The 22,522-nt window shown below is 58.3% G+C and carries 21 protein-coding genes; 7 read left to right on the top strand and 14 right to left on the bottom strand.

The window, feature by feature from the left end; all coding sequences use genetic code 11:
* The 6 genes from ERD78_RS03430 to ERD78_RS03405 form a co-directional block, all read right to left on the bottom strand.
* The gene (locus ERD78_RS03430) at positions 1–717 is read right to left on the bottom strand and encodes a sulfite exporter TauE/SafE family protein (protein WP_129967847.1); all 717 of its coding nucleotides are present in this window, start codon (positions 715–717) and stop codon (positions 1–3) included.
* 84 nt (positions 718–801) lie between these two features.
* Complete coding sequence (locus ERD78_RS03425) at positions 802–1,539, bottom strand: branched-chain amino acid ABC transporter ATP-binding protein (protein WP_129967846.1); 738 nt, start codon at positions 1,537–1,539, stop codon at positions 802–804.
* Position 1,540: 1 nt separating this feature from the next.
* Positions 1,541–2,248, bottom strand: a complete 708-nt coding sequence (locus tag ERD78_RS03420; protein WP_129967845.1) for an ABC transporter ATP-binding protein — start codon at positions 2,246–2,248, stop codon at positions 1,541–1,543.
* A gap of 10 nt (positions 2,249–2,258) precedes the next feature.
* The gene (locus ERD78_RS03415) at positions 2,259–3,140 is read right to left on the bottom strand and encodes a branched-chain amino acid ABC transporter permease (RefSeq protein WP_129967844.1); all 882 of its coding nucleotides are present in this window, start codon (positions 3,138–3,140) and stop codon (positions 2,259–2,261) included.
* Positions 3,141–3,151: 11 nt separating this feature from the next.
* Complete coding sequence (locus tag ERD78_RS03410; protein WP_129967843.1) at positions 3,152–4,141, bottom strand: branched-chain amino acid ABC transporter permease; 990 nt, start codon at positions 4,139–4,141, stop codon at positions 3,152–3,154.
* 83 nt (positions 4,142–4,224) lie between these two features.
* Positions 4,225–5,175: a LysR family transcriptional regulator gene (locus tag ERD78_RS03405; RefSeq protein WP_167668828.1), complete on the bottom strand. Its 951-nt coding sequence runs from the start codon at positions 5,173–5,175 to the stop codon at positions 4,225–4,227.
* Positions 5,176–5,291: 116 nt separating this feature from the next.
* Here ERD78_RS03405 and ERD78_RS03400 point away from each other — a divergent pair, with 116 nt between their 5' ends.
* Positions 5,292–6,536, top strand: coding sequence for an amino acid ABC transporter substrate-binding protein (locus ERD78_RS03400; RefSeq protein ID WP_245152310.1), 1,245 nt, complete (start codon positions 5,292–5,294; stop codon positions 6,534–6,536).
* A 2-nt stretch (positions 6,537–6,538) separates the two neighbouring features.
* Positions 6,539–7,951 (top strand): amidase, encoded by a 1,413-nt coding sequence (locus tag ERD78_RS03395; RefSeq protein ID WP_129967841.1) that lies wholly within the window; start codon positions 6,539–6,541, stop codon positions 7,949–7,951.
* Between the two features lie 46 nt (positions 7,952–7,997).
* Here ERD78_RS03395 and ERD78_RS03390 read toward each other — a convergent pair whose 3' ends face one another.
* Entirely contained in the window at positions 7,998–8,495 is a 498-nt protein-coding gene (locus ERD78_RS03390; protein ID WP_129967840.1) for a thioesterase family protein, read from the bottom strand.
* A gap of 26 nt (positions 8,496–8,521) precedes the next feature.
* Positions 8,522–9,253, bottom strand: coding sequence for a FadR/GntR family transcriptional regulator (locus ERD78_RS03385; protein ID WP_129967839.1), 732 nt, complete (start codon positions 9,251–9,253; stop codon positions 8,522–8,524).
* Positions 9,254–9,485: 232 nt separating this feature from the next.
* Between ERD78_RS03385 and ERD78_RS03380 the strand changes: the two genes are divergently transcribed.
* From ERD78_RS03380 to ERD78_RS03370, 3 genes are all read left to right on the top strand, one after another.
* Positions 9,486–10,358: a fumarylacetoacetate hydrolase family protein gene (locus tag ERD78_RS03380; protein WP_129967838.1), complete on the top strand. Its 873-nt coding sequence runs from the start codon at positions 9,486–9,488 to the stop codon at positions 10,356–10,358.
* 89 nt (positions 10,359–10,447) lie between these two features.
* Positions 10,448–11,419 (top strand): tripartite tricarboxylate transporter substrate binding protein, encoded by a 972-nt coding sequence (locus ERD78_RS03375; RefSeq protein ID WP_129967837.1) that lies wholly within the window; start codon positions 10,448–10,450, stop codon positions 11,417–11,419.
* A gap of 168 nt (positions 11,420–11,587) precedes the next feature.
* The gene (locus ERD78_RS03370; RefSeq protein WP_129967836.1) at positions 11,588–11,914 is read left to right on the top strand and encodes an ElaB/YgaM/YqjD family protein; all 327 of its coding nucleotides are present in this window, start codon (positions 11,588–11,590) and stop codon (positions 11,912–11,914) included.
* Here ERD78_RS03370 and ERD78_RS03365 read toward each other — a convergent pair.
* The 5 genes from ERD78_RS03365 to ERD78_RS03345 all read right to left on the bottom strand — a co-directional run bounded on the left by ERD78_RS03365 (position 11,911) and on the right by ERD78_RS03345 (position 18,290).
* Positions 11,911–13,050: a PepSY-associated TM helix domain-containing protein gene (locus tag ERD78_RS03365; protein ID WP_129967835.1), complete on the bottom strand. Its 1,140-nt coding sequence runs from the start codon at positions 13,048–13,050 to the stop codon at positions 11,911–11,913. The genes ERD78_RS03370 and ERD78_RS03365 overlap by 4 nt on opposite strands.
* A gap of 20 nt (positions 13,051–13,070) precedes the next feature.
* Positions 13,071–15,563 carry a TonB-dependent siderophore receptor gene (locus ERD78_RS03360; protein WP_129967834.1) on the bottom strand — a complete coding sequence of 831 codons (2,493 nt, stop codon included), beginning with the start codon at positions 15,561–15,563 and terminating at the stop codon, positions 13,071–13,073.
* Between the two features lie 123 nt (positions 15,564–15,686).
* The gene (locus ERD78_RS03355) at positions 15,687–16,706 is read right to left on the bottom strand and encodes a FecR domain-containing protein (protein WP_129967833.1); all 1,020 of its coding nucleotides are present in this window, start codon (positions 16,704–16,706) and stop codon (positions 15,687–15,689) included.
* Entirely contained in the window at positions 16,699–17,208 is a 510-nt protein-coding gene (locus ERD78_RS03350; RefSeq protein ID WP_129968321.1) for a sigma-70 family RNA polymerase sigma factor, read from the bottom strand. The genes ERD78_RS03355 and ERD78_RS03350 overlap by 8 nt, the downstream gene beginning before the upstream one ends.
* Before the next feature lie 113 nt (positions 17,209–17,321).
* Positions 17,322–18,290, bottom strand: a complete 969-nt coding sequence (locus tag ERD78_RS03345) for a Bug family tripartite tricarboxylate transporter substrate binding protein (protein WP_129967832.1) — start codon at positions 18,288–18,290, stop codon at positions 17,322–17,324.
* 113 nt (positions 18,291–18,403) lie between these two features.
* Here ERD78_RS03345 and ERD78_RS03340 point away from each other — a divergent pair, with 113 nt between their 5' ends.
* Together ERD78_RS03340 and fhuE are read left to right on the top strand one after the other, a co-directional pair.
* Positions 18,404–19,240: an IclR family transcriptional regulator gene (locus ERD78_RS03340; RefSeq protein WP_129967831.1), complete on the top strand. Its 837-nt coding sequence runs from the start codon at positions 18,404–18,406 to the stop codon at positions 19,238–19,240.
* 128 nt (positions 19,241–19,368) lie between these two features.
* A complete protein-coding gene (gene fhuE / locus ERD78_RS03335) occupies positions 19,369–21,588 on the top strand; it encodes a ferric-rhodotorulic acid/ferric-coprogen receptor FhuE (RefSeq protein WP_245152309.1) in 2,220 nt (739 codons plus the stop codon).
* Here the strand turns inward: fhuE and ERD78_RS03330 are convergent.
* On the bottom strand, positions 21,585–22,421 hold the full coding sequence (locus tag ERD78_RS03330) for an IclR family transcriptional regulator (protein WP_245152308.1): 837 nt from the start codon (positions 22,419–22,421) through the stop codon (positions 21,585–21,587). The genes fhuE and ERD78_RS03330 overlap by 4 nt on opposite strands.
* Positions 22,422–22,522: the final 101 nt, after the last annotated feature.

The raw sequence follows: 22,522 nt of genomic DNA, 5'->3' as shown, positions 1-22,522 counted from the left end.
TCAACTCCAGCCTGTGGTCACGATCACCACTATGCCAGAAGCCAGTGCAAAAACCAGTACACCCTTGCGCAGGAATCGCTGGTTTATTCTGTGGTGGATCAAATGGCTTGCACACATGCCGAGCAACAAGGCGGGAAGGCAGTACAGTGCATAGCTCAACTGTGGCCAGCCTATGCTTTGCGACAGTACCAGTACGGTCAGCGAGATAATCTCGCCGACCAGAAAGCACAGCGCCACGGTGGAGCGCAGGGTAGCCACCGGCGCATGCTGGTACACCAGCGTCAAGGGGGGGCCGCCAATGCCCGTAGCGGTTTCGGTAATACCCGTGACCACGCCTGTCAGCCCGAATGCGCGTCTGCCGGGTGTGAAGGCTGGCGCCATCAGGGAGGCGATCACCGCCAGTATGGTGCTGACACCCACCACCATGTTCAGCCAGTAGGCGGACAGCAGCAGAAGTATCCATAGGCCGACAAATGTGCCGGCAAAGCGCCCCAGGGTAATCCATCCGGCGCCCCGCATGTCTATGGACCGGAACTCGCGCCCCGCCACATAGGCATTGAGCGGAAGCATCAGATAGAGCAGGGCGCCCGGTATCATGCGAGGTTCTACCAGCGCCAGCACGGGTACGACGATGAGTGCGAAACCCATGCCGGTCGTGCCCTGTACGAATGCGGCAAGGAAGATGGTGGCGAGAACGACAGCGAAGCCGACCGTCATGTCTTTGGGGGCGGCCTGCCGGTGGTGCGGCGCGCAGAGGGCCGTGGCGGCACGAGGGCATGCAAGCCCAGGTCGCGCGGCTTTTCAGTCGATTTCGTAATCCATCCAGGTTGCCACTGTGTCCCGCAGGGCAGACCCGTGTACAAATGCGTCCCGGTCACCTTCAGCCTTGTTCTTTCCGAGTTCCAGGATGTACAGATAGTCGGAAATCTCGGCGCAGCGACGCACATTCTGGTCCACCAGCACCACTGTCATGCCGTCGTCTGCAAATCCCCTGATCAAGCCATACAGCTCTTTTGATATCTTGGGAGCCAACATGGCGGTTGGCTCGTCGAGCAGTATAACGGATGGCTCTATGAGCAGGGCCCGGCCGAATTCCACAAACCGCTGCTGCCCGCCACTCATGCTCGAGGCTGGATCCTTGCGTTTGTCGGCGAGGATGGGAAACCGCTCATAGACAGCATTTATTCTCTTGCGGACAAGTGGCTTGTCCTTGCGGAATGGCCAGCATCCGAGCAGCAGATTATCTTCAACCGACAAGTCGCCGAATAGGCTCCGGTTCTGCGGGACAAATGCCACTCCCGCCTCCGCCCGTTTGTTTGGCCCTTGCCGGCTGATGTCTGTTCCGTTCAGGACGATGCTGCCCTTGATGAGGGGCAGAAAACCGAACATGGTTTTCAAGACGGTGGACTTGCCGGCCCCATTCGGGCCGATGATGCCGGTAACCTGGCCTTTGCGAGCCTGCACGTTGACGTTGTTCAGTATCGTGATGTCGCCGTGATATGCGACAGTCACATCATTAAGGCTCAATATACTTTCCATGTCAGGCTCCCAGGTAAGCTTCGACCACGGCGGGGTTTTCCTTGACCTGCGCCGCAGAGCCCTCGGCCAGTACCGCGCCTTCGTTCATGACGACGATATGATTCGACAGCCGGTAAATCGAAGTGAGATCGTGCGAGACAAGGATGACAGAGCAGCCGTGCTGCTGGGGTATTTCCTTGATGATTCCGATGAGCATCTGTGCCAGCTCTGGGTTGACCCCGGCGAAGGGTTCGTCCAGAAGTATGACCTTGGGGTTTGCCACCATGATTCGGGCCAGCTCCAGCAGCTTCTGTTGCCCGCCCGAAAGCTCTTCTGCATAGTTGTGGCGCAGTCTCAGCAGTTCCACCTTATGCAGCCAGTATTCCGACCTGGCGTATCGCTCGTCATGGGTGCTGTCATGCGCGACCTGGGCAACATCCATGTTCTCCATCAGCGTCATGTGCTGGAAAACTCGCGGAACCTGAAATGTGCGGCCAACCCCCCTCGCCGCTACGCGATGGATGGGCATCCCGACGAGATTTATATTGTCCAGGCGTATGCTGCCTTCGTCTGGCACGTAAATGCCGTTGATGCAGTTGAGAAGTGTGGTTTTTCCGGACCCGTTCATTCCGATGACGCCCAGGATGGACTCATCGGGCAGAGTGACGCTGACTCCTTTCAGTGCCTGGAGTCCGCCGAACGATTTTTTCAGGTCTTCGACAACAAGCATGACGACTCCTTCAGCGCAGCTGGCGTTGGCCAAGCAGGCCTGTGGGGCGTATGAAGATCATTGCGATCATCAGCGAAAATCCGAGAATAGTTGCAATGGACGGATTGAAAAACACGATTGCAACCTGCTCGGTGAGTCCATACACAAGCGCACCTAGAAGCGCGCCCAGCGGATGGCCCAGGCCGCCCAGCACGATAATGACAAAGCCGATGAGCGTGTAATCGGTGCCCATGAAAGGGTTGAAAGCAGGGAAGACCATGGCCACGATGACGCCGGTTGCGGCGGCAAGGCCGATGCCGAGGCCAAATGCCACCGCGGACAGCCGCTCTGCGTTGATGCCCACGATATTGACGGCATCCCGGTTCATGATGATTGCGCGAAGTGCCTTGCCTATCTGCGTCTTATAGAGAAAGTAGGACAGGATGCAAACCAGCACCAAGGCGATGCCAAGAGCCAGTAACCGGACAGTTGGCAGGATAATGTCGCCGAAAGTCAGAAAAACCGGATCGATATCGACCGTGAGACTGCGGGCATCCGCATCGAAGATGAGCAGCATCGTTGCGCTCAGGGCGATAGAGACACCGAACATCAAAAGCAGAGAGCTGGTTTCCGGATCATCCGATTTGCTCATTCTGGGAATCAGCACGAAGTACAGCAGATAGCTGACGGCAAAGAAAATGAGGAACGTCACGGGTATGGAAAGAAGCGGACTGATTCCCAGATAGGTAAACAGCACCCAGGCGCAGTAGGCGCCCAAAACCAGAAATTCTCCGTGTGCGAAGTTCACCACCCGCAGCACGCCATAGATGATATTCAGTCCGATCCCGATGAGGCCATACAGCGCGCCCAGTATCAGCCCATTGAGAATACCCTGGATAACAAGAGACGACATCGCGGGCTCCTTCAGGCGATATAACGACGGGATTCGGGCTTGCGCTTGAGAATGCTGCCGATGACGCCGCGCGGCAGGAACAGCATGAGCGCAATGATGATCAGGCCCAGCAGAAGCAGATTGATCAGCGGGAAGGCTTCCCAGATCACATGGTCTATACCCACGAGGGCAATCGCGCCGACCACGGGGCCGATGATGGTGCCGAAGCCGCCGGCCATTCCATAGATAATGCTTTTTGCAGTGATCAGCACGTGGAAGGCATATTCCGGATCGACAACATTGGTGTACCAGGCCTCCACGCCACCAACCAGCGCGGGAATAATCGCCGCCAGGAGCCAGGCCTTCAGTCTGGTGGCGGGAACATTGATGCCGACGCAGGCGGCCGCTGCGTCATCGTCCTTGATGGCCCGTAATTGCCGGCCCAAGCGTGAATTGGATAGCCACAGCACGATACCCAATGCGATTGTCATTACCAAGAGCATGGTGTAGTAGCTGTGCACGGGGTTGTTGGCACCGGCGAGAATCAGCCCCATGCTGCCGCCGGTCCAGTCATCAGGAAGATTTGAAATAATCAATCGGACGATGGTGGCCAATGCCAGGCTGACGATACCGAAATAGACGCCCTTGAGCCGCAGCGTTGGCGTCATCAGGAGTGCAACAACGGCTCCGGCAATGCCGGCCGCAACGAGAGACAAGGCAATGGGCCAGCCGAGCAGTTTGTAGAAGATCCCGGTCGCATAGGCACCGATTCCGTAGAACACCACGTAACCAAATGGCAGGTATCCGGTGAAGCCAACGCAGATGTTCATGCCAGTCGCCATGGCAATCCAGAGCATGAGGTAGAACCCCAGGGAGTTGTTCGTGCTGAACAGGGGCAGAGCGGCCATGATCAGGACGAGGGCGCCGAAAAGCCCTGTGGCGATCAGGTACTTCAGCCTTGCGATCGACCTGTCGTGTGTTTGATGGCTTGCCGAGAATGCTGCTGGTGCCGGGTCGGCCATGCGCGTCTCCAGTATCTCATTGTCCTTATGTCGGGAATTATGCCCATCGAAGACTATAACTTCAAGTTAATGAATATGAATGATTACCCTAGCCTCGCATCTCCGCCGGCACTCGCTTCCGAGGCGATTGAGGTTGATTTGCCGCGCGTCTGGTGTAGGGATTTGACGACGCGAAGAAACCGTTTTGCGACTTCCGGCAGCGGGCGGTTCGTTGCGTGGACAGCATGCATGCGAATAGGAATGTGCGTGTCCAGCGGAATGGCTTTCACGTTGGGCCAGGCATCCTCCGTCACGGAAAAAGCATCCACAATGGCGCAGCCTATTCCCTGGTTGACCATGGCATAGGCGAGATCCGACCAGGGTACATCTGCAATGACATTGGGCTGAACGCCGGCATGCTTGAATGCGTTGGCGGCAATCATCCCGTAGTGCAGGCGCTCGCCCACCAATATATGAGGAGCTTGTGCCAGTTCGCGCAGCGAAAGCACGTTGTTTGCGGCAAGCGGCCAGTCTTTCGGGGCAATGGCTACCATGCTCCCCTCGCATATGGAAGTTGTTGAAAGAAAAGGATGTTCTGCCGGAATCGCCAGCACCGCAATATCTATTTCGCCACTGAGCAGTTCAGCAACGAGGTCGGAGATCATGGCGGTATGGAAGCGCAGAAACGTGTCCGGATACAGCTTGTGAAAAGCATCGAGCGCCTTGGGAATGACGTGTTTGGCGAGGCTTGGGTTGGATGAGACCCGTAGAACGCCGCCTTGTGCTTCGGACATGGCGCTCATCATGTCGTTGACGCGCTGCAGTGCTTTTTGAGCTCGTTCAATCTCGGGCAATAGATCAGTAAGCTCTTTGCTGGGGCGCAGGCGGCCGCGTATCCTCTCGAAGAGTTTCATGTCCAGTTGCGCCTCTGTCTGGGCCAGCATCCGGCTGATGGCGGGCTGGCTGACGTCAAGCTGCCTGGCGGCGGTGCTGATGGATCCGGCCGTTATGATGGACCAGAGCATTTCTATTTGCTTGAAATTAAGTTTTTTCATGGATGCATTCCATAATTTTTTGGTATAAGCTATCGTTGAGTGTAATGACTCGCCAGCAAAATACAACATAAAACTGGGTACGCATTCCAAATGCGACGTACCTCAAGGAGACTTCCATGCTAGCCAAATGCTTGAAGAAGACGTTATCTATGTCCCTGCCCGCGCTTGCCTTGGCGGCGGTTCTTGGGGCGCCGGGCGCCCAGGCGCAATCCGCGGATCCGATTCGAATCGGAATGACCGTATCATCGACAGGCAGTTTTGCGCTGGCCTCTCAATCGGGCGTTCGTGGTGTCGAGGTGTGGGTCGACGACGTCAATAAAAGAGGCGGAATCGAGATCAATGGCGAGAAGCGCAAGGTCGAGCTTGTCAAACGGGACGACCGAAGCGACAAGCAGATGGTCACGCGGGTTTACGAGGGCTTGATCACCGACGACAAGGTCGATCTTGTGTTTGCCCCTTTCGGCTCGACGTTGACCACGGCGGCGGCAACGGTTACGGAGCGCCTCGGGAAGTACATGATGATTTGGTCCGCTGCCAGCGACCAGCTGTACCAGCAGGGATTCAAGTACATTGTGTCTGGAACCCAGATGCCTGTTTCGAGAATGCTGGTCGCACCGATGGCCTTTGCCAAGGAGCTGGGTGTCAAGAAAGTGGCCATTGTCTATTCGGACGAGCCTTTCCCGACAGGTCTTGCGCAAGGCGGAAAAGTGCAGGCGGAAAAGGATGGCATCGAGGTTGTCATGTATGAACGCTACCCGAAGGGGCAGAAGGACTTCAGCACCCTGTTGCAGAAGGTCCGCGCATCGGGGGCCGAGGCATTTGTTCCTACATCCTACGAAGGCGACCTCATCAGCATGGTGCGCCAGATGAAGCAGTTGAACATCAGCTTTCCCTATACCTTCATGGTCTACGCCTCTACGCCGCAGTTCCAGGCCATAGGGCCGGACTCCTACTATATTTTCAGCCACACGAACTACGATCCGGCCATCAACTGGAAGGTGAATGCGGGCATGGACAGAGAGGCGTTTGCCAAGGCATATGATGCGCTTTTTCCAAAGGCCGAGTTTCCTCCTGACTTCCAAACGGCGCTGGCCTATGGCGCTTCGGTCATTGCCGAGGAGGTTATCAAGAAGGCGGGGTCATTGGATGCGGCAAAGCTGAAACAGGCATCTCTGGATTTGTCTGACAAGCTCACTGTAATGGCTGGCCCCTATGCCATCGACGATACCGGCATGCAATTGAAAATGCCGTTTCCGGTGGTTCAGGTCATGCCGGAGAAGGGCATTGTGCCTGTATACCCGGCTGATGTTGCTACCGCCAAGCCAGTCTATCCTGCACCTAAATGGAGTGAGCGGAAATAATCATGGGTGACAATCTACCGTTTGCGTCTATCGAAGCGCTATCCGGAAAGCTGGAGCGTGGAGACATCAGCTCGGCGCATCTCACGAACCTGTATCTGGAGCGTATAGACAGGCTCAACCCTGCGCTGAATGCCTATGTCGAGGTCTATCATGAGGCCGCGCTGATGCAGGCGCGAGCATCCGACCAGCGTCGGGCGCATGGCTATCAGATAGGCCCGCTCGATGGCATTCCGCTGGCGGTCAAGGATCTCTGCGCGATAGACGGCCGCGGCATTGCGGCGGGTTCCAAGTCCTGGCACGGGCGGCGCAGCGAGAGTACGGCGACCGCCATCGCCAGACTGATTGCGGCGGGAGCGGTCATTCTTGGAAAGACGCAGATGGTGGAATTCGCGTTTGGTGGCTGGGGCACCAATCCGCTGCTGGGTACACCCCGAAACCCCTGGTCGGTCTCGTCTCATTGCATTCCGGGCGGGTCGTCCAGCGGGTCGGGGGTGGCCGTTGCGGCCGGCCTGGCCGCCGGCGCCATTGGCTCCGATACCGGCGGATCAGTACGGATTCCCGCAACGCTGAACGGTATTACCGGCTTGAAGACAACGGCGGGGTTGATCAGTCTCGCGGGCTGCTGTGATTTGTCCAAATCGCTCGATTCGCTAGGCCCCATGACGCGCTCGGTTTGGGATGCGGCGCTCTTGACGCAGATCATGGCAGGCTACGACAAGCTCGACCCGAGAACCCATCATGCTCCGCGCGTGATGTTCGACCTGGATGATGATGAGGATCCGGACGATGTGCTGACGGGGGCTGTCATTGGCCTGATTCCGCCTTCCAGTTACCCCATTGAGGTCAGCCCGGAAATTGCCGGCGCGCTCGACGAGATGGTGTCGGTGCTGATGGAGCACGGCGCCACCGTAATCGAGCAAGAATTTCCGTTCGACTTTCATGAAATGATGCTCCTCAACGGAAAGATCATTTCTGCGGAAGCTTATGCCCTGCACAGAAGCTATATTCACGACGAGTCGCTCGAGATCGGGCCATGGGTCAGGCGCCGCATAATGAGTGGAAGAGATATCAGCGCGGCGGAATATATCGATGCCATGGCGGCGCATAACAATGCGAAGCGTGCATGGGCTGCATGGATGCGGGGAATGGACGCCCTGCTGGTGCCTGGAACGCCTATCGTGGCGTGCCCGCTTGAGCAGGTGGATGAGTCGGAGACGCCGCTTGCCGCCTTCACGCGGGCAGGCAACTTTCTGGGCACAAGCGTGCTTGCCGTGCCTGCCGGTTTCGACGGCGCGTCCATGCCAATCGGCATGCAGCTATATGGCAAGCCTTTTGAGGAGCCTTTGCTTGTGAGAATAGGGCGTGCTTACCAGCGCGTCAGTGATTGGCACAGGCGTGTACCCGCCATGGTCTGAAGCAAGGGCGCCTGAACCGGCCGCTTGTGTCGTCGGCCCTGCAGATTCAACCTTTCGCTGACGGGCGCGTCAACGACAGCCTTTGCACGAAACCTTTGGGGAGCGGGTGTGACGCATGCACACGCGCTGTCTCCTGCAATTGCTGTGCAAGTTCCGCCGGGAACGGTACAACCCGTCTTGTGTCCAGATTGACGTGGATGGACAGCTGCTCCATGGTTGCAGCAAGGTAGCCGTCGCGGGTCTGGAAGAGTTCCATCAGGCACAAAAGACGCTTCTGGTCTGCCGCCATAATGCGCAGACGCAGCTCTAGCGGATCATTCACCAGCACCTCCTTGCGGTAGTTGACGGCAATATCCACGGTATAGATGCCGCAGCGGCTGGTCTTGGTGTATTGCTCGCCTACACCTGCCTGCTCCAGCAAGGTGTAGCCCGTATGGTCAAACACGCCCACATATCGTGCAGCATTCATATGGCCGTAAAGGTCTATCCAGTCGGGGGAAACCGATAATTGGGCGGCGGGCAGCGAAGAAGGCGTGGTGGGCATGATGGAGATGGCGGCTAGGTGGGGGCTCAGGCTGAAGCAGGTTCAAAGAGATTGGATTGTATTTGTTCGAGGTGCTCTCTCAGCAGCATTCTGGCCTTTGCGGCGTCGCGGTCCAGCAGGGCCGCCACGATAGCTCGGTGCTGTCCCTCGTATTGAGTGCGGCGGGCGGGAGTCAGCGAATTGCGTTTTAGCCGGCCCCATTCGCCCTGTTCGCGCACCTGGTTGCTTAGATCGAGTATCTGAAGGAAGAAGTTATTGTGGGTCGCGCGCGCAAAAGCCTTGTGCAGTTCGCCATCCCAGTGTTCGAAGGCCTCGATGGAGGTGGCGGCCTCGGAGCTGTCTATGCATTCGCGCATGCGGGCGAAATCGCTGGCTGTGGCGTTGCGTGCGATCAGCGCGGGCATCAGCGGTTCGATGAGCAGCCGCGCTTCCATGAGTTCGGCCGGACTGGTGCTGGTGCTTTGCCCTTCGCTGATTGTGGATGCGGCCAGCATGCCGGGCGCGAGCGCCGCAAATGTGCCGCTGCCTACCACTTGCGTGATCCAGCCACGTTCGCGGAACTCGGCAAGCACGCGGCGCACGGAGCCGCGCGATGTGCCGAACCTGACACTCAGATCCCGCTCCGCAGGGAGCTTTACGCCTGCTTGCAGTCGACCCGAGCGCATTTCATCGAGCAGATAGTCTGCCAGTGCGCGCGCGCCTGCAGCGCGTCGCGTGCCGCTGAGCGGCTGGGCGGTAGGGGAAAGCGGTGCGTTCATGCCGGTATGTCATGGAAATGGTCATTTATTCGATGTCAGTATAGTTTCAATGATACCAATTGGTCAAAATCTGATGCATCGCCCCGTCTATGGTGCTGGTTGATGAAAAAATGCATTGAATTTATTCCTGTTGTCATCGGAAATAGCCTCGCATATACTTTCAAGAAGTACCAACCGGGCAAATAGCACACTTATAAATAGTCCAATTGGTATTATCTAGACAGGGAGCATCATGCGATTTGCAACTTTCGAGCACAATCAACACCGCCATGTGGGTATCGTTTCCGGCGACGGCCTGTCCGTGCAACCCCTGGCGGTTTCGGATAGCGTGGCCGCGCAGGGCGTCCTGGGGCTGATTGCGCTGGCCTCGGACGGCGCCGCGCTTGCGGAGTTGTCCGCGCACGATGCCGTGGCCATGGCGCAGGTGCGCTTGCTGGCGCCCATTCCTCGTCCCAGGCGCAACATCTTCTGCGTGGGCCGTAATTATCATGCGCATGCCAAGGAGCTGTCCGGCTCGGTATTCAAGGCCAACGCAGCAGATCCAGCCGCGTGGCCCATCGTTTTCACCAAGGTGCCGGAATGCGTAACAGGGCCCGGCCACGAAGTCCGCCTGCCAGCGGGCCTGTCCGAGCAGATCGACTACGAGGCCGAATTGGCCGTCGTGATTGGCAAGGCGGGAACAAATATCAGCCGGGAGCATGCGCAGGCGCATATCTTTGGCTACACCATCATCAATGACGTGACTGCGCGCGATGTTCAAATGCGCCATCAGCAATGGGATCTGGGCAAGTCGTTCGACACTTTCTGCCCCATGGGCCCCTGGGTGGTCACGGCCGATGAGCTCGACGGCGCCGATACACGCGTACGGTGCTGGGTGAATGGCGAACTGCGGCAAGATGCCCGCACGCGTGATTTTATTTTTGATATTCCCGCGCTTATAGAAACCTGCTCGCGCGGCATCACGCTTTATCCTGGCGACATCATCGCCACGGGCACGCCCGCCGGTGTCGGCATGGGCATGAACCCTCCGAGCTACCTGAAAACCGGAGATCGCGTCCGGATTGAAATCGATGGCCTGGGCGTGTTGGAAAACCCGTTCAGGTAATGAGCAACCGGCATGCCTTGCTGCGTGCCGGGCCGTTGTTTAGACATGATGGCCAGACACAATGAATGGCCGAAAAACAGGAGACAAACATGAACGGCAAGCATTTCCTGAAGCTGGTATTCGTGGGGGCGGCCATGCTCGCGTCAAGCGTCGCCCTGGGCAAGTATCCGGACCGCCCCATCACCATGATCGTGCCATTTCCGCCCGGTGGCGTCACCGATACGGTGGCGCGGCCTGTTGCTGAAGCGCTGGGACGTGACTTGGGTCAGTCGGTGGTGGTGGAGAACAAGGCTGGCGCTGGCGGTGCGATAGGAGCCAGTGCTGCCGCGAAGGCAAAACCCGATGGCTACACCATTATGCTAATGCTCTCGTCGATCTCGATTCTCCCGGAAGCGGATATCATACTGGGCCGCCAACCTGCTTATGACACCAAGGATTTCAAGGCCATTGCGCGCATAACCGCTGATCCTACCGTATTGGTGGTGCGTGCCGACGCTCCATGGAAGACCGCCAAAGACTTTGTCGAGGCGGCGCGGCAGTCTCCGGGGAAAATCAACTACGGCAGTTCGGGCATGTATGGCTCCATGCATGTCCCCATGGCTATGCTCGAGAAAGCCGCGGATGTCAAGATGACGCATGTGCCGTACACGGGCGCAGGGCCTGCCGTGGCGGCGTTGTTGGGTGGCCAGGTGGATGCCATATCCACCGGCCCCTCCAGTATTCTGCAGCACATCAAGGCGGGCAAGGTGCGGGCGTTGGCGCACTGGGGAGACAAGCACCTGGTCACGCTGCCTGACGTGCCGAGCCTGCAGTCGCAAGGCTACGATGTCAAGTTCGTGCAATGGTCAGGCATATTCGTGCCTGCCACTGTTCCCCAGGAGGTTGTTGAGACATTGCGCGCAAGCGCCCATCGCATCGCGACCGACGAGAAGGTCAAGGCTCAGGTGCTGGCGGCAGGTAGTCCTATCGAATACATGGATGCGCCCGAGTTTCAGACCTACTGGGATGCGGATGACGCTGTTCTACGCCAGGCGGTGAGGGATATCGGCAAGGTCGATTGAGGCATTCCTGTAAATCCAGGAAGCATGTTGTAATACTTGGGCGTGCGGAAAGACTATCATTTACTGAAGAGGATTTTTTCCGGCTTTCGCTGTATTGAAAGCACCTGAAAAAGGGGGGGCTTGCGTTCTCGGAAAATCTCCTCCTCACCTAGTCGGCAAGGAGCGCTCATGAATGAAAAATCAGCATCAAGCACACAAGTGGATCGCGGCGATGTGCGGGCAAGCCTGGACGCCCTCATAGTCAGCGCACAGGATCTGCTTGAAATGACAGCCAGCTACAGCGGTGCAGAAATAGAGGCCGCGAGAGACCGCATGAAGCTGCAATTGCATCTGGCCCGTATGCAGCTGGAGGATTATGGCAGCGGGCTGCAGTCGCAGTTGTGCGCAGCGGCCAAGCAGGGCGAGCAATGCATCAGGGACAATCCCTGGAAGTCCGTGGGTATCGCCGCGCTGTTTGGCATCCTGCTCGGAAAATGCATGCGGCCTGACGACTAGGCCGCTGAATGCCGTTCAGCGGCATGTCGCGGCGGCATGCCGGCTTTATGTCTGCGCCGCGTGCACCATAGATACAGGCCGCTGCACAACACAACGATGGTCGCCAGATCCAGCAGTGCCCAGATTATCTTGAGTGGCAAGCCGCCATAGTCTCCAAAATGTAGCGGCTGCGACAGATACAGCGCCTGTACGTACCAAGGCATCTCAATGAGTTCAAGCAGACGTCCTGTTTCTCCATCCAGCAGCGCGGTCTTGAACAGCCGCGCTGTCAGTGCCTCGGTCCCGGACATCACGGCCAGGAAGTTTCCGGGGCCGGCCAACGCCTGACCAGGGAATAAAAGACTGATTACCTCCATGTCTGGCGCAGCGTGTTCAGCGGAGGTAATGACATCTTGAATCCGTGCAAGCGCATGCGGCGGTGTTGGGTTGGCATGTTCTTGCAGGGCGGGTGTCAGGCTGTTTGCACGCCAGAAAGCGCCGACGGGCTTTTCCAGCGTGTTGATGGCGCCCGTGAGCCCCACTACCATTGCCCAGGTCACGGTGACGATGCCAAGCAGATTATGAATATCCAGCCAGTACAGCCTGCGCGCCCGTTTGGTGCGCACAGACCCGAACGCATGCTTGCGCATGAAGGGTCCATACAGCAGCACGCCCGAGACGATGGATATCGCCAGCAGCGCACCCATGGCGCCGAGGAAATACAGGCCCGGCTGCCCCGCGTACATATCGGTGTGCAGGCGCAGCATCACATCCATGAAGCCCGCGTCTTCAGCATGGGGCTCTACAGCATGTCCGGTTCGGGTATCGAAAATATGAGTCTGCAAGACCTCGCCATCCTCTGCGCCGCCAGCGGCGATGCCTACTGTGACCAGAGGGTGGTCGCGATCGAAAATCACGAAACGCACCCGACCGTCGCGCAATGGCGCCAGCGCCTGCGTCACCATTGCGTCAATGGCGAGTGTGGGATCTGCTTTCCCTTCGGCATGCATGTCAGGCTCCTGCCAGTGCTCGATCTCCTCATGGAAGATGAGCGGCAAGCCCGTGATGCAAAGCAATAACAGAAACATCGTCGCGGCCACGCTGCTCCAGGTATGGACGGCACGCCATACCCGTATGGTGGAACTCTTCGGATTCATGCTGGCCGGCTCCTTGCTGCCTACCACTGTTTGCGCAGGCTGAGCAGTACGATCCGACCCTGGCCATAGAAGCATTGGAGCTCGTTCAGGCAATAGCTGACGTACTTGCGGTCGGTCAGGTTCGAACCGGTCAGCGACAGTTTATAGCCTTCGAGCTGGGGGTTGGCCTTCCCCATGTCATAGTGGATGCCTGCATCCCACAGCGTATTGCTGGGCAACTGGATGGTGGCGGCCTGGTCCGCGTAGTTGGCGCCGATATACCTGACGCCCACGCCCACCGAGACGCCGTTGGCCAGGCCTTCGCTGAATTCGTGGTTGAGCCACAACGACGCCATGTGCTTGGGAACGCGCGGCAGGGGGCGTCCTTCCAGAGACACGCCCGCGGCATTGGGGTTTGCCTTTGTGATTTTGGAGCGCGTGTAGGCATAAGCGGCAATGACATCAGTGCCTTCCCACAACTGCGCCCTGGCCTCGACATTGATGCCGCGCGAGCGCACTTCCCCGGTCTGGGTACTGAAACCGGCATGGCCTGCCACATCGTCGGGTGTCAGCATGTTTTTCTGGGTCAGTTGGTAGGCGGACAGCGTGAACAGCATGTCTGATCCGGAAGGCTGGTATTTCACGCCAACTTCGTACTGCTCACCCTCCATGGGTTCAAACGGTTTGCCTGAATAGTCTGTGCCACCGACGGGTTCGAAAGAAGTGGCGTAGCTGGCATAGGGCGCAATTCCCGATTCGAATACATAGTTGACGCCCAGCCTGCCCGTGAAGGCTTCATCCCGCCGCCCGGCACTGGTCCGGTTCATGCGGTCGTCGGTGTCGGCGTCCGCGCGGTCATAGCGACCACCGGCGGTGAACACCCAGCCGCCGGTGCGTATCTGGTCCTGAAGATACAGTCCCGTTTGGCGCATGGTCTGCAGTGTGCTCAGGCGAGGAATCAGATCGGGGATGGCTACATCGTAAACCGGGTCGTACAGATCTATTGATGGTGCCAGATTGGATGCGAAGCGATAGTCGTCACGTTGCTTAACAAAATCGACGCCCGCGAGCAGCGTGTGGTCCAGAATGCCTGTATCGAATTTGGCTTCCGCCTGGGTATCTATGCCCAGTATGCTGCCTTCTCCTTGTCCGCGCGTGGCTACGCGGCTCAATGTGCGCTTGTCGGCGGCGAGCATGTAGCCCGGCGTGCCGCGCGCGTCCACGTCCACGCGCGTGTAGCGCATGTTCTGGCGCACAGCCCAGGTGTCGTTGAAACGGTGTTCGAATGCATAGCCCACCGCATACTGGTCCCTGTCCATTCCTTCGTACGAGGGCTCTCCTGAAAATCGTGACCGAGGCAGCGAGCCATTGGGGTTGTAGCGCAGCGTGCCGTCTGCGGGCAAGCCCTGGTATTGCGGAATGTCCTTGTCATGCTGGTAGTGTGTGAGCAAGGTCAGTGACGTATCGGCGGAAGGCTGCCAGGTGAAGCTGGGTGCGATCAGCGTCCGCTTTTCTTCTGAGTAATCGGCAAGGCCGTCGCTCCGGTTTACAAGCCCTGTTATCCGGTATAGAAACTGCTTGTCCGCATCGAGCGGGCCAGTCGAGTCAAAGGCCAGCTTGCCGGCATCCTTGTTCCCGCCCTGTATCCACACTTCATGTCCCGCTTCAGTTTGGGGGCGGCGGCTGACCATATTCAGCACGCCGCCAGGCGTCGTCTGGCCGAACAAGCCTGAAGACGGGCCTTGCAGCACTTCGATGCGTTCAAGCATATAGGGATCGAACTGTGGCACCGAAACACTGTAGGCACTGAAAGGCAGCACAATGCCGTCCAGATACTGGCGCACAAACAGGCCCCCGCGCGCCTTGACCACATCGTAGCGGCTGTCTGTGCCGCCGAACGCAGACAGCACGCCTGGCGTGTAATGCAGTGCCTGGTCCACCGACTGCGCGCCCTGCATTTCCACTTGGGTGCGGGTGACGATATTAATGGTCTGCGGCGTCTCTAGAATCGGCGTGTCTGTTTTGGTGGCGGTTGCGGTTCGCTGAGCGCTCAGTCCACGTACGGGACCATACGGATTCTCCACGTGGCCTCTTACGAGAACGGGTGCAAGCGCCGACACGTTGCCGCTTTGCGTTTGCACAGCGGGTGCCGGACGCAGTGAATAAGTGCCATTGGGCGCGCGCACGACGCGCAGCCCATGGCCTTGGACGATCTGCATGAACCCGCCCTGCACGGAGTATTGGCCATGCAGGCCCGGGCTCTGCTTGCCATGCGTCAGCTCGGCTGCGGCGGAAAGATCAGCGCCCGCCGCCTGCGCAAACTGATTGAGTACCGAGGCCAATGGCCCGGCTTCAATGTCGTATGTCTGTTGCGCTTGAGATGCCTGTTGGGCATGGACGGGCGAGGCGAGCACGGCGGCGCAAGCGATAAGCGTCGTATGCAGTGAAAGTCGAGCCGCTAGCGAGGCAGCGCCGATGGCGGCGAGGCGCAAACGGGCGTGACGGGAGCGCGTGCGCGTTGAGTGCAGGGCCATGAGGGTAATCCTTGTTCGATCCGGAAATGTTGTTGTCTTCCTATGTATTCCGGATGAAGCGTCAATTTCCTCAATGCGCACGCAAACTGTTTTGTAACAGCATGGGTGCCGCCGCTCGGGGCCTCAGCTAGTCTTCACAGGCTGCACGGCTACCCAGTAGCGCGTCCGATAGATCACTTCCACCGGCAAGGCAAGTTTCAGATTGTTCAATGCGCGGTCGGTATCCGTGACAGGAAATACGCCGGATACACGCATGTCGGCGACATCGGGATCGCAGTGAATGAGGCCGGTGCGATAGCGTTCCAGTTCGCGCAGAAAGTCCTGTACGCGCATGTTATTCGCGACGAGCAGACCTTGTGACCATGCCGCGTCACTTTCCCGCACCGGCATGGATGCTTGAATGTGGCTGTCGGAAAACCGCGCGCTGCGGCCGGCTTCCAGCCGCAATGGCGCGTCTTGTGTGTGTACTGGCTTGATTTCGACAGCGCCGTCGAATACGGCGACATGGGACACAGCGTCCTCCTGACGCAGACTGAAGCGCGTGCCGAGGGCAAGGACGCTGCCTTCCCGGCTGCGCACGCTGAAGGGACGGGCCGGCGCCATGCTGTCGCGGCCGGTCGTCACAAGTATCCCGCCCGAACGCAGTGTCAATTCCCTGCGGCGTGCGCCAAAGTGCACATCAAATGCACTGGCCGTGTCGAGCAGCACGCGCGTGCCGTCGTCAAGTGCGATTTCGCGAATTTGCCCTGTGTGTGTGTTGTAGTCTGACGAGAACCATCGCCATGTGTCGCTGTTCCGAACCAGATGTACAGTACCCACGCCGACAGTGCACAGGGCCAGTGTCTGCAGGATGCGGCGCCTGGAAGCGCCGTGTGTTGCGGCGGGCGATTGTAGCAATGCGGGCGCGGCATGCCGCGGCACTTCCTGGAGCTTGGCATCGAAGGCCAACAAGCGGTGCCAGGCGCGCTCGTGATCCGGGTGCGCGGCGCGCCACTGCGCACAGGCTGCACGGTCGGCGTCGCTGGCGTCGTCCGCCCACAGGCGCGCCATCCATTGTGCGGCCCGCTGCACGATGGCTTCGTCGGTGCCGGCATGCGCTGCGCCCGTCGCCGGCGCAGGTGCCGTGTTACGTGGATCAGCCATTCTGAAGCGCCAGGTAACAGGCCTGTAGTGCGCGGGCGATATATTTTTCCACCGACGATACGGATACGTTCAATTGCACGGCGATTTCCCGGTAGCTCAACCCGTCCAGCTTGCACAGGAGAAGGGCGCGCCGCGCCTTTTCCGGCAGCCGATGGAGAATGGCATCGATTTCAACCAGGGCCTCAAAGGCGAGGGCGCGGGTCTCCTCGGACGGAACCTCTGGTTCCGGCAGAAGGCTGAGCGCATGCAGATAGGCGGATTCCAGGCGCCGGCGGCGGTAAAGGTCGATCAACAGGCCGTTGGCCACCTGCGCCAGATAGCGCCTGGATTGACTAGGCTCGGGGGTATGGCCGGAAGCCAGGATGCGCACATAGGTATCGTGCGCCAGATCGGCTGCATCGAACGCGTTGCCCAGTTTCTTGCGCAACCATCCGTGCAGCCATCCGTGGTGGTTGCTGTAGAAGGCTTCTGCTTCCTGCAACGGAGGTTGAGCCGTGGACATCATGAGTAAGCCGGCCGCTGGCGTATGGGTGATCGAAAATGCGAATGAATCGCATTGTAGTTTGAATGGCGGTATTTGCCCAATCGCCCATATCCGTGCTTACCCCGAGATGCCTACTGCACCACGATGTCGGCGCGCTTGACCAGCGCTTCGATAATCGGCTTTTCCGTGTTGATTTGTTTTATCAAGGCTTCGGGGGAGCCATCCGCAGGCTCAATGCCCATCTCCAGGATACGTTGGCGAACCGCCTTGTCTTCCAGCGCGGCTTTCAGGGCCTTGTTCAGCGTTGTCGTGATATCCGCAGGCGTGTTGGGAGGGGCAACCAGCGTGAACCAGGCGGTCAGGTTGAATTCGGGGTAGCCCTGTTCGCCGATGGTAGGAATATCTGGGCGTGTGGACAGGCGCTTCTGGCTGGTGATGCCGACAACATCCACCTTGCCGTTGTCCACTTGCGGCATGCCGGTGCTGACCATGTCGAAAAAGAGGTCTACGTCGCCGTTGATGAGTTGGGGCAAGGCGCCTGTGGATCCCTTGAATGGCACGTGCAATAACTTGATGCCGGCAAGATCCTGCAAGTATTCCGCAGCCAGGTGGGACGACGTGCCCGAACCGAACGAAGCGATGCTGAGGGGTTCGGGAGCGTCTTTCGCTGCCTTGACCACATCGGCCAGCGTCTTGTAGTGATGCTTTTTCGCAGTCAGAAGCACCATGGGACCAATGCCTATCATGCCGATGGGTGTGAAGCCGTCCGGGTCATAGGGCAGTTTCTTGAACAGAAAGCGATTTGTGACCAGCGTGGAGTTGGTTGCAAGCAGGATGGTGTAGCCGTCGGGCGTGGCGCGGGCGGCGTGAGATGCGCCGATGGTGGTTGCCGCGCCCGCGCGGTTCTCGACCACCAGCGTCTGCCCCAGGGTCTTGCCCATACTGTCGGCAAGCACGCGAGCCAGGGCATCGGTAGCGCCGCCAGCCGGAAATGGCGTTACCAATGTGATGGGGCGTTCCGGATAGCCTGCGGCTGAAGCCAGGCTGGCCATGCCGCACAACACAGTGGCCGCGATGAGTCGGATTCCTGCCTTGATCATATGTGTCTCCTCGCTGAAATGAAATCGGATCGGATAGATAAATTATTGAATTCCGTACAATGGAATTCAGTTCCTATAAAATGTCTGGTGACTATAGAACCAAGGGCTTTCGAATGCAATCCTCCATTTCCAGCAAAGACGGCAAAACAAGCAATGCGTCCGAGTCCAGGCGCCCCGCCCGTCGTAAGCGTAAAGAAAGCGTGGGCAACGCTTCTTCGCCCGACTTTGTCGAGGCGCTCGCGCGCGGCCTGAGTGTGATGCGCTGTTTCGGTCCGAATGTCGTTACGCTGGGCAATCTCGAGCTGGCCGAGCTTACCGGCCTCCCTAAGTCAACGATCAGCCGCATTGTCCACACGCTGACGACCTTGGGCTATTTGCGCTATCACCCTGATACCGGCCGGTACTCGCCTGGATATGGCGTACTCGCGCTGGGGTTTGGATGCTTGGCCAATCTCGAGGTGCGCGAGTTGGCTCGTCCCTTGATGCAGAATCTGGCGCGCGCCACCGGCGCGGCGGTGGCGCTGGGTGCGTTCGACGGCGAGGCAATGACTTATGTGGAGGCAGTGCACGGCTCAGCGGCGCTTTACCTGCGTCTGCCAGTGGGCTATCGGGTGGGGTTGAACAGCACCATGGGTCGCGCTTACCTGGCGAGCCTGGGAGAGAAGGAGCGGATGCGCTTGCTGAGTTCGCCGGATCTGCCGGTGGAAATGCCTTCCATGATGGTGCAGGCATGCGCGGATTTCGATCTTTGCGGTTGTTGCTATGGCATCGGCGATTGGCAGGCGGGCATCAATGCAGCGGCATCGCCATTCGATGCGCCGGGTGGCGAGGGCCGGTTTGTGATCAGTTGCGGTGGGCCTGAGAATGTTGTGCCCGAGGCGCGGCTCCGTGGAGAGATCACCACGAAGCTGAATCAGCTCGTGAGGCAATTATCTCCAGGTGATTATTAATTATTGAAAATAAAAATGAGTCGCATTAATATTATAAGGCTGTAATTTTTTATCCCCAAAACGAAAACAGCCTTTTTCTCATGCCTTTCCACAATCCAGCATTCGCAGATGGGTTCGCGCGGCTTGTCATGCCGCGTTCCGCTGCGCGCCAAGGGCGCACGTCCTTGTTTCTGTCTCTTATTGTTGTATGGGCTACAGCCGGGCACACAGCCGCTGCACATGCCCAACAGAACGCGACTTCCGGCAATGCGGCGCAGCAGGCCGGCAAGGTGACGATGCTGCCAGCGATCACAACAACGGGCACGATGGGGCTTGGCGCGTTGGTCACTGAGGGCACGCATTCATATACCGCGCAATCGACCAGCGCGGGCACGGGTATGCCGCTGACGTTGCGGGATACCCCCCAGTCTGTCACCGTGATCACCAGCCAGCGTATGCAGGATCAAAACATGCAATCGCTGACAGATGTCATGGCAAGCACGCCGGGCGTATCTGTGCAGAACTATGATTCCGAGCGCTATTCATTTTCCTCGCGTGGTTTCAGCATAGACCGCTATATGTATGACGGCATTCCGACCGCGTACGACACGGGCTACAGCGCAGGAGAATCTTCGCTGGATCCGATCATCTACGACAGGGTAGAGGTGGTGCGCGGTGCAACTGGCCTGCTGACCGGCGCCGGGAACCCTGGCGCCTCGATCAATCTCATTCGCAAGCATGCCGACAGTAAGGAATTTGCCGCCAAGCTGACCGCGGGCGTGGGATCTTGGGATAACTATCGTACAACAGTGGATATCTCCTCGCCGCTTAGTCGCGATGGGCATGTGAGGGGGCGTCTGATCGCGGCCTACCAGCAGTACAACAGTTATGTCGATTACTACAGCATGAAGAAGAAGGTGCTGTACGGCACCGTCGACGCCGACCTGACTCCCGACACAACACTGAGGGTGGGTTTCAATTACCAGGACAATGACCCCCGCGGCAGCAGTTGGGGCGGATTTCCACTATGGTATGCGGACGGCACGCGCACCGATTGGACACGGTCAAAATCGGTCGGCGCAGACTGGACATCGTGGGCGAGTACCACGACTGGCGCATTCGCCGACCTTGAACATCGTTTCGGCAACGACTGGACTGTGAATGTGTTGCTCAATCACAGCAGGCACGAAGCGGATGCGAAGCTGCTGTACTTGTACAACTGGCCGGATGCGGCGACAGGCTTGGGGATGGCCGCCAGCCCTGCTTGGTACCTCGGCGACCGCACGCAGAACAGTGTGGATGTGAAGGCATCGGGCCCATTCGAGATGTTTGGGCGCCGACATGAGCTGGTGGTAGGCTTGAGCAGCAGCAGGCAGGTCTCCGATTTTGATTATCGGGCCGCATTGAACGTACCACCGGTGGGAAATTATCTGACATGGAACGGCAGTTATCCCGAGCCGAACTGGAGTAACGCGGAAACCAGTGCAACCTATGATGCAACACGCCAGAACGGTATGTATGCCGCCGCTCGATTATCTTTGACCGACGCGATCAAACTGATTGTCGGCGGACGCTATAGCCGATGGGAAACCGATGCGGTGGGTTGGGCGGGTGGCTCCCCGACGTCGTTCAGCAAGAATGCATTCACCCCCTATGCAGGCCTGCTTTACGATCTCAACGACAATCTGACTGCCTATGTAAGCTATACCAGCATCTTCAATCCGCAGAGCTATCAGGATCGCGACGGCAACTGGCTCGATCCGCTGGAAGGCGACAGCTATGAAGCGGGCATCAAGGGCGAGTTTCTCAACGGAAAGCTGAACGCAAGCGCCGCGCTATTTCAGATAGAGCAAGATAATCTCGCACAGCCTGATCCCGGTCATATGGTCCCGGGCACGACGAACCAAGCCTATTACGCGGCACAAGGAACCAAGAGCCGTGGCTACGATCTGGAGGTATCGGGCGAGCTTCGCAGGGGGTGGCAGGTTGCCGCTGGACTGTCGCACTGGACAGCCAAGGATGCGGATGGGGCGCCCGTGCAAACCAATCATCCCAGAACGCTGCTGCGCCTTTTCACCACCTATCAGTTTCCCGGCGCGTGGCATCGGCTGACATTGGGCGGTGGCGTCAATTGGCAGAGCAAAGTGTATACCGTGGCAGCAGGGCCAAACGGCGACGAGGAGGTTTCGCAGGAATCCTACGCCCTGGTCAACCTGATGGCGCGCTACCGTTTCAATCGGCACTTGTCGCTGCAAGTCAATGCAAACAACATTCTCGATAAGAAGTACTACAGTCAGATCGGTTTCTACAGTCAGGGCGCTTGGGGTGCGCCACGCAACGTGATGGCAACATTGCGCTATCAATATTAGCGTGCTGCACCCAGCATGGATCCAATGTCATGCACCAGATCGGCAAGGCGAGGGCCCAGGTCGTTCTCCAGCTTCTTTTTGTCTACGGCATAGCTTGGAACGGTCAGGTTGAATGCCAGGGGCAGCCCCAGGGAGGGCTGCAGCATGGGAACCGCGACGGCGGCCAGCGTAGTGCGCCAATCTCCGATTACCGCGCAAAAGCCGCGTTCGTCCAACTGTGAAAATGACGCTTGCACGCGGTTGCCGAAGGTATTCCATTCGTCGGGATATACGTGCTGCAAACGCTCCATGACCCATTTTCTTTCCTCCTGCGGCAGGCCGTACAGCAATGCGCGGCCCATGGCTGTGCGCAAGAACGGGCGAGTGGATCCTATCCCAGGCCGCGTCTCGTTTGAATGATTCGCGTACACCGTCTCCACGTAAACGACTTGGAGACGATCTCGCGCGCCCACCGATATCGGCCCGTTGGCGTAGCTCGCCAAAGCCATCATGGCGCTGCCTGCAACCTGGTGAATCATGAGCTTTGAGAGCAGTGGATATCCCAGGGAAAGCACAGCCGGCCCCAGCGCGTATTTTCCGGTAGCCGCATCGCGGCGCAGATAGCCCAGGCCCATCAAAGTAAACGTAAGGCGCGAGACGGTAGGCCGCGTCATGCCCAATTGTTCTGCGAAATCTTTGTTTCCCAAAAGGAATGAGCCGTTGGCGAAACAACCCAGTATGGCGAGGCCATTCGCGAGCGTGGAAGCGAATTGCGGATGAGCCTCCAGCTCGGCCTCGTTCAGCGTTTCGGGTTTTTCCCGGGTGTTTCCAGATTTGATGCGATTTGGTGCCACTAACGAAAACCTCTGTATTCGTGCATTGACGAGTTGACATCTTACCGCGCGGATTCGATAATTAATTCTAATTAATGGGTATCAATTCAAATAAATGGAAT

The organism is Allopusillimonas soli, assembly GCF_004153445.1.
Taxonomy (GTDB): domain Bacteria; phylum Pseudomonadota; class Gammaproteobacteria; order Burkholderiales; family Burkholderiaceae_B; genus Allopusillimonas; species Allopusillimonas soli.
This window is presented reverse-complemented; position numbering and strand designations above follow the sequence as displayed.

Excerpts from the sequence above, each read along its gene's own strand:
- ERD78_RS03430 (WP_129967847.1), bottom strand. The coding sequence starts at position 717 with ATGACGGTCGGCTTCGCTGTCGTTCTCGCCACCATCTTCCTTGCCGCA.
- ERD78_RS03425 (WP_129967846.1), bottom strand. The coding sequence starts at position 1,539 with ATGGAAAGTATATTGAGCCTTAATGATGTGACTGTCGCATATCACGGC.
- ERD78_RS03420 (WP_129967845.1), bottom strand. The coding sequence starts at position 2,248 with ATGCTTGTTGTCGAAGACCTGAAAAAATCGTTCGGCGGACTCCAGGCA.
- ERD78_RS03415 (WP_129967844.1), bottom strand. The coding sequence starts at position 3,140 with ATGTCGTCTCTTGTTATCCAGGGTATTCTCAATGGGCTGATACTGGGC.
- ERD78_RS03410 (WP_129967843.1), bottom strand. The coding sequence starts at position 4,141 with ATGGCCGACCCGGCACCAGCAGCATTCTCGGCAAGCCATCAAACACAC.
- ERD78_RS03405 (WP_167668828.1), bottom strand. The coding sequence starts at position 5,175 with ATGAAAAAACTTAATTTCAAGCAAATAGAAATGCTCTGGTCCATCATA.
- ERD78_RS03400 (WP_245152310.1), top strand. The coding sequence starts at position 5,292 with ATGCTAGCCAAATGCTTGAAGAAGACGTTATCTATGTCCCTGCCCGCG.
- ERD78_RS03395 (WP_129967841.1), top strand. The coding sequence starts at position 6,539 with ATGGGTGACAATCTACCGTTTGCGTCTATCGAAGCGCTATCCGGAAAG.
- ERD78_RS03390 (WP_129967840.1), bottom strand. The coding sequence starts at position 8,495 with ATGCCCACCACGCCTTCTTCGCTGCCCGCCGCCCAATTATCGGTTTCC.
- ERD78_RS03385 (WP_129967839.1), bottom strand. The coding sequence starts at position 9,253 with ATGAACGCACCGCTTTCCCCTACCGCCCAGCCGCTCAGCGGCACGCGA.
- ERD78_RS03380 (WP_129967838.1), top strand. The coding sequence starts at position 9,486 with ATGCGATTTGCAACTTTCGAGCACAATCAACACCGCCATGTGGGTATC.
- ERD78_RS03375 (WP_129967837.1), top strand. The coding sequence starts at position 10,448 with ATGAACGGCAAGCATTTCCTGAAGCTGGTATTCGTGGGGGCGGCCATG.
- ERD78_RS03370 (WP_129967836.1), top strand. The coding sequence starts at position 11,588 with ATGAATGAAAAATCAGCATCAAGCACACAAGTGGATCGCGGCGATGTG.
- ERD78_RS03365 (WP_129967835.1), bottom strand. The coding sequence starts at position 13,050 with ATGAATCCGAAGAGTTCCACCATACGGGTATGGCGTGCCGTCCATACC.
- ERD78_RS03360 (WP_129967834.1), bottom strand. The coding sequence starts at position 15,563 with ATGGCCCTGCACTCAACGCGCACGCGCTCCCGTCACGCCCGTTTGCGC.
- ERD78_RS03355 (WP_129967833.1), bottom strand. The coding sequence starts at position 16,706 with ATGGCTGATCCACGTAACACGGCACCTGCGCCGGCGACGGGCGCAGCG.
- ERD78_RS03350 (WP_129968321.1), bottom strand. The coding sequence starts at position 17,208 with ATGTCCACGGCTCAACCTCCGTTGCAGGAAGCAGAAGCCTTCTACAGC.
- ERD78_RS03345 (WP_129967832.1), bottom strand. The coding sequence starts at position 18,290 with ATGATCAAGGCAGGAATCCGACTCATCGCGGCCACTGTGTTGTGCGGC.
- ERD78_RS03340 (WP_129967831.1), top strand. The coding sequence starts at position 18,404 with ATGCAATCCTCCATTTCCAGCAAAGACGGCAAAACAAGCAATGCGTCC.
- fhuE (WP_245152309.1), top strand. The coding sequence starts at position 19,369 with ATGCCGCGTTCCGCTGCGCGCCAAGGGCGCACGTCCTTGTTTCTGTCT.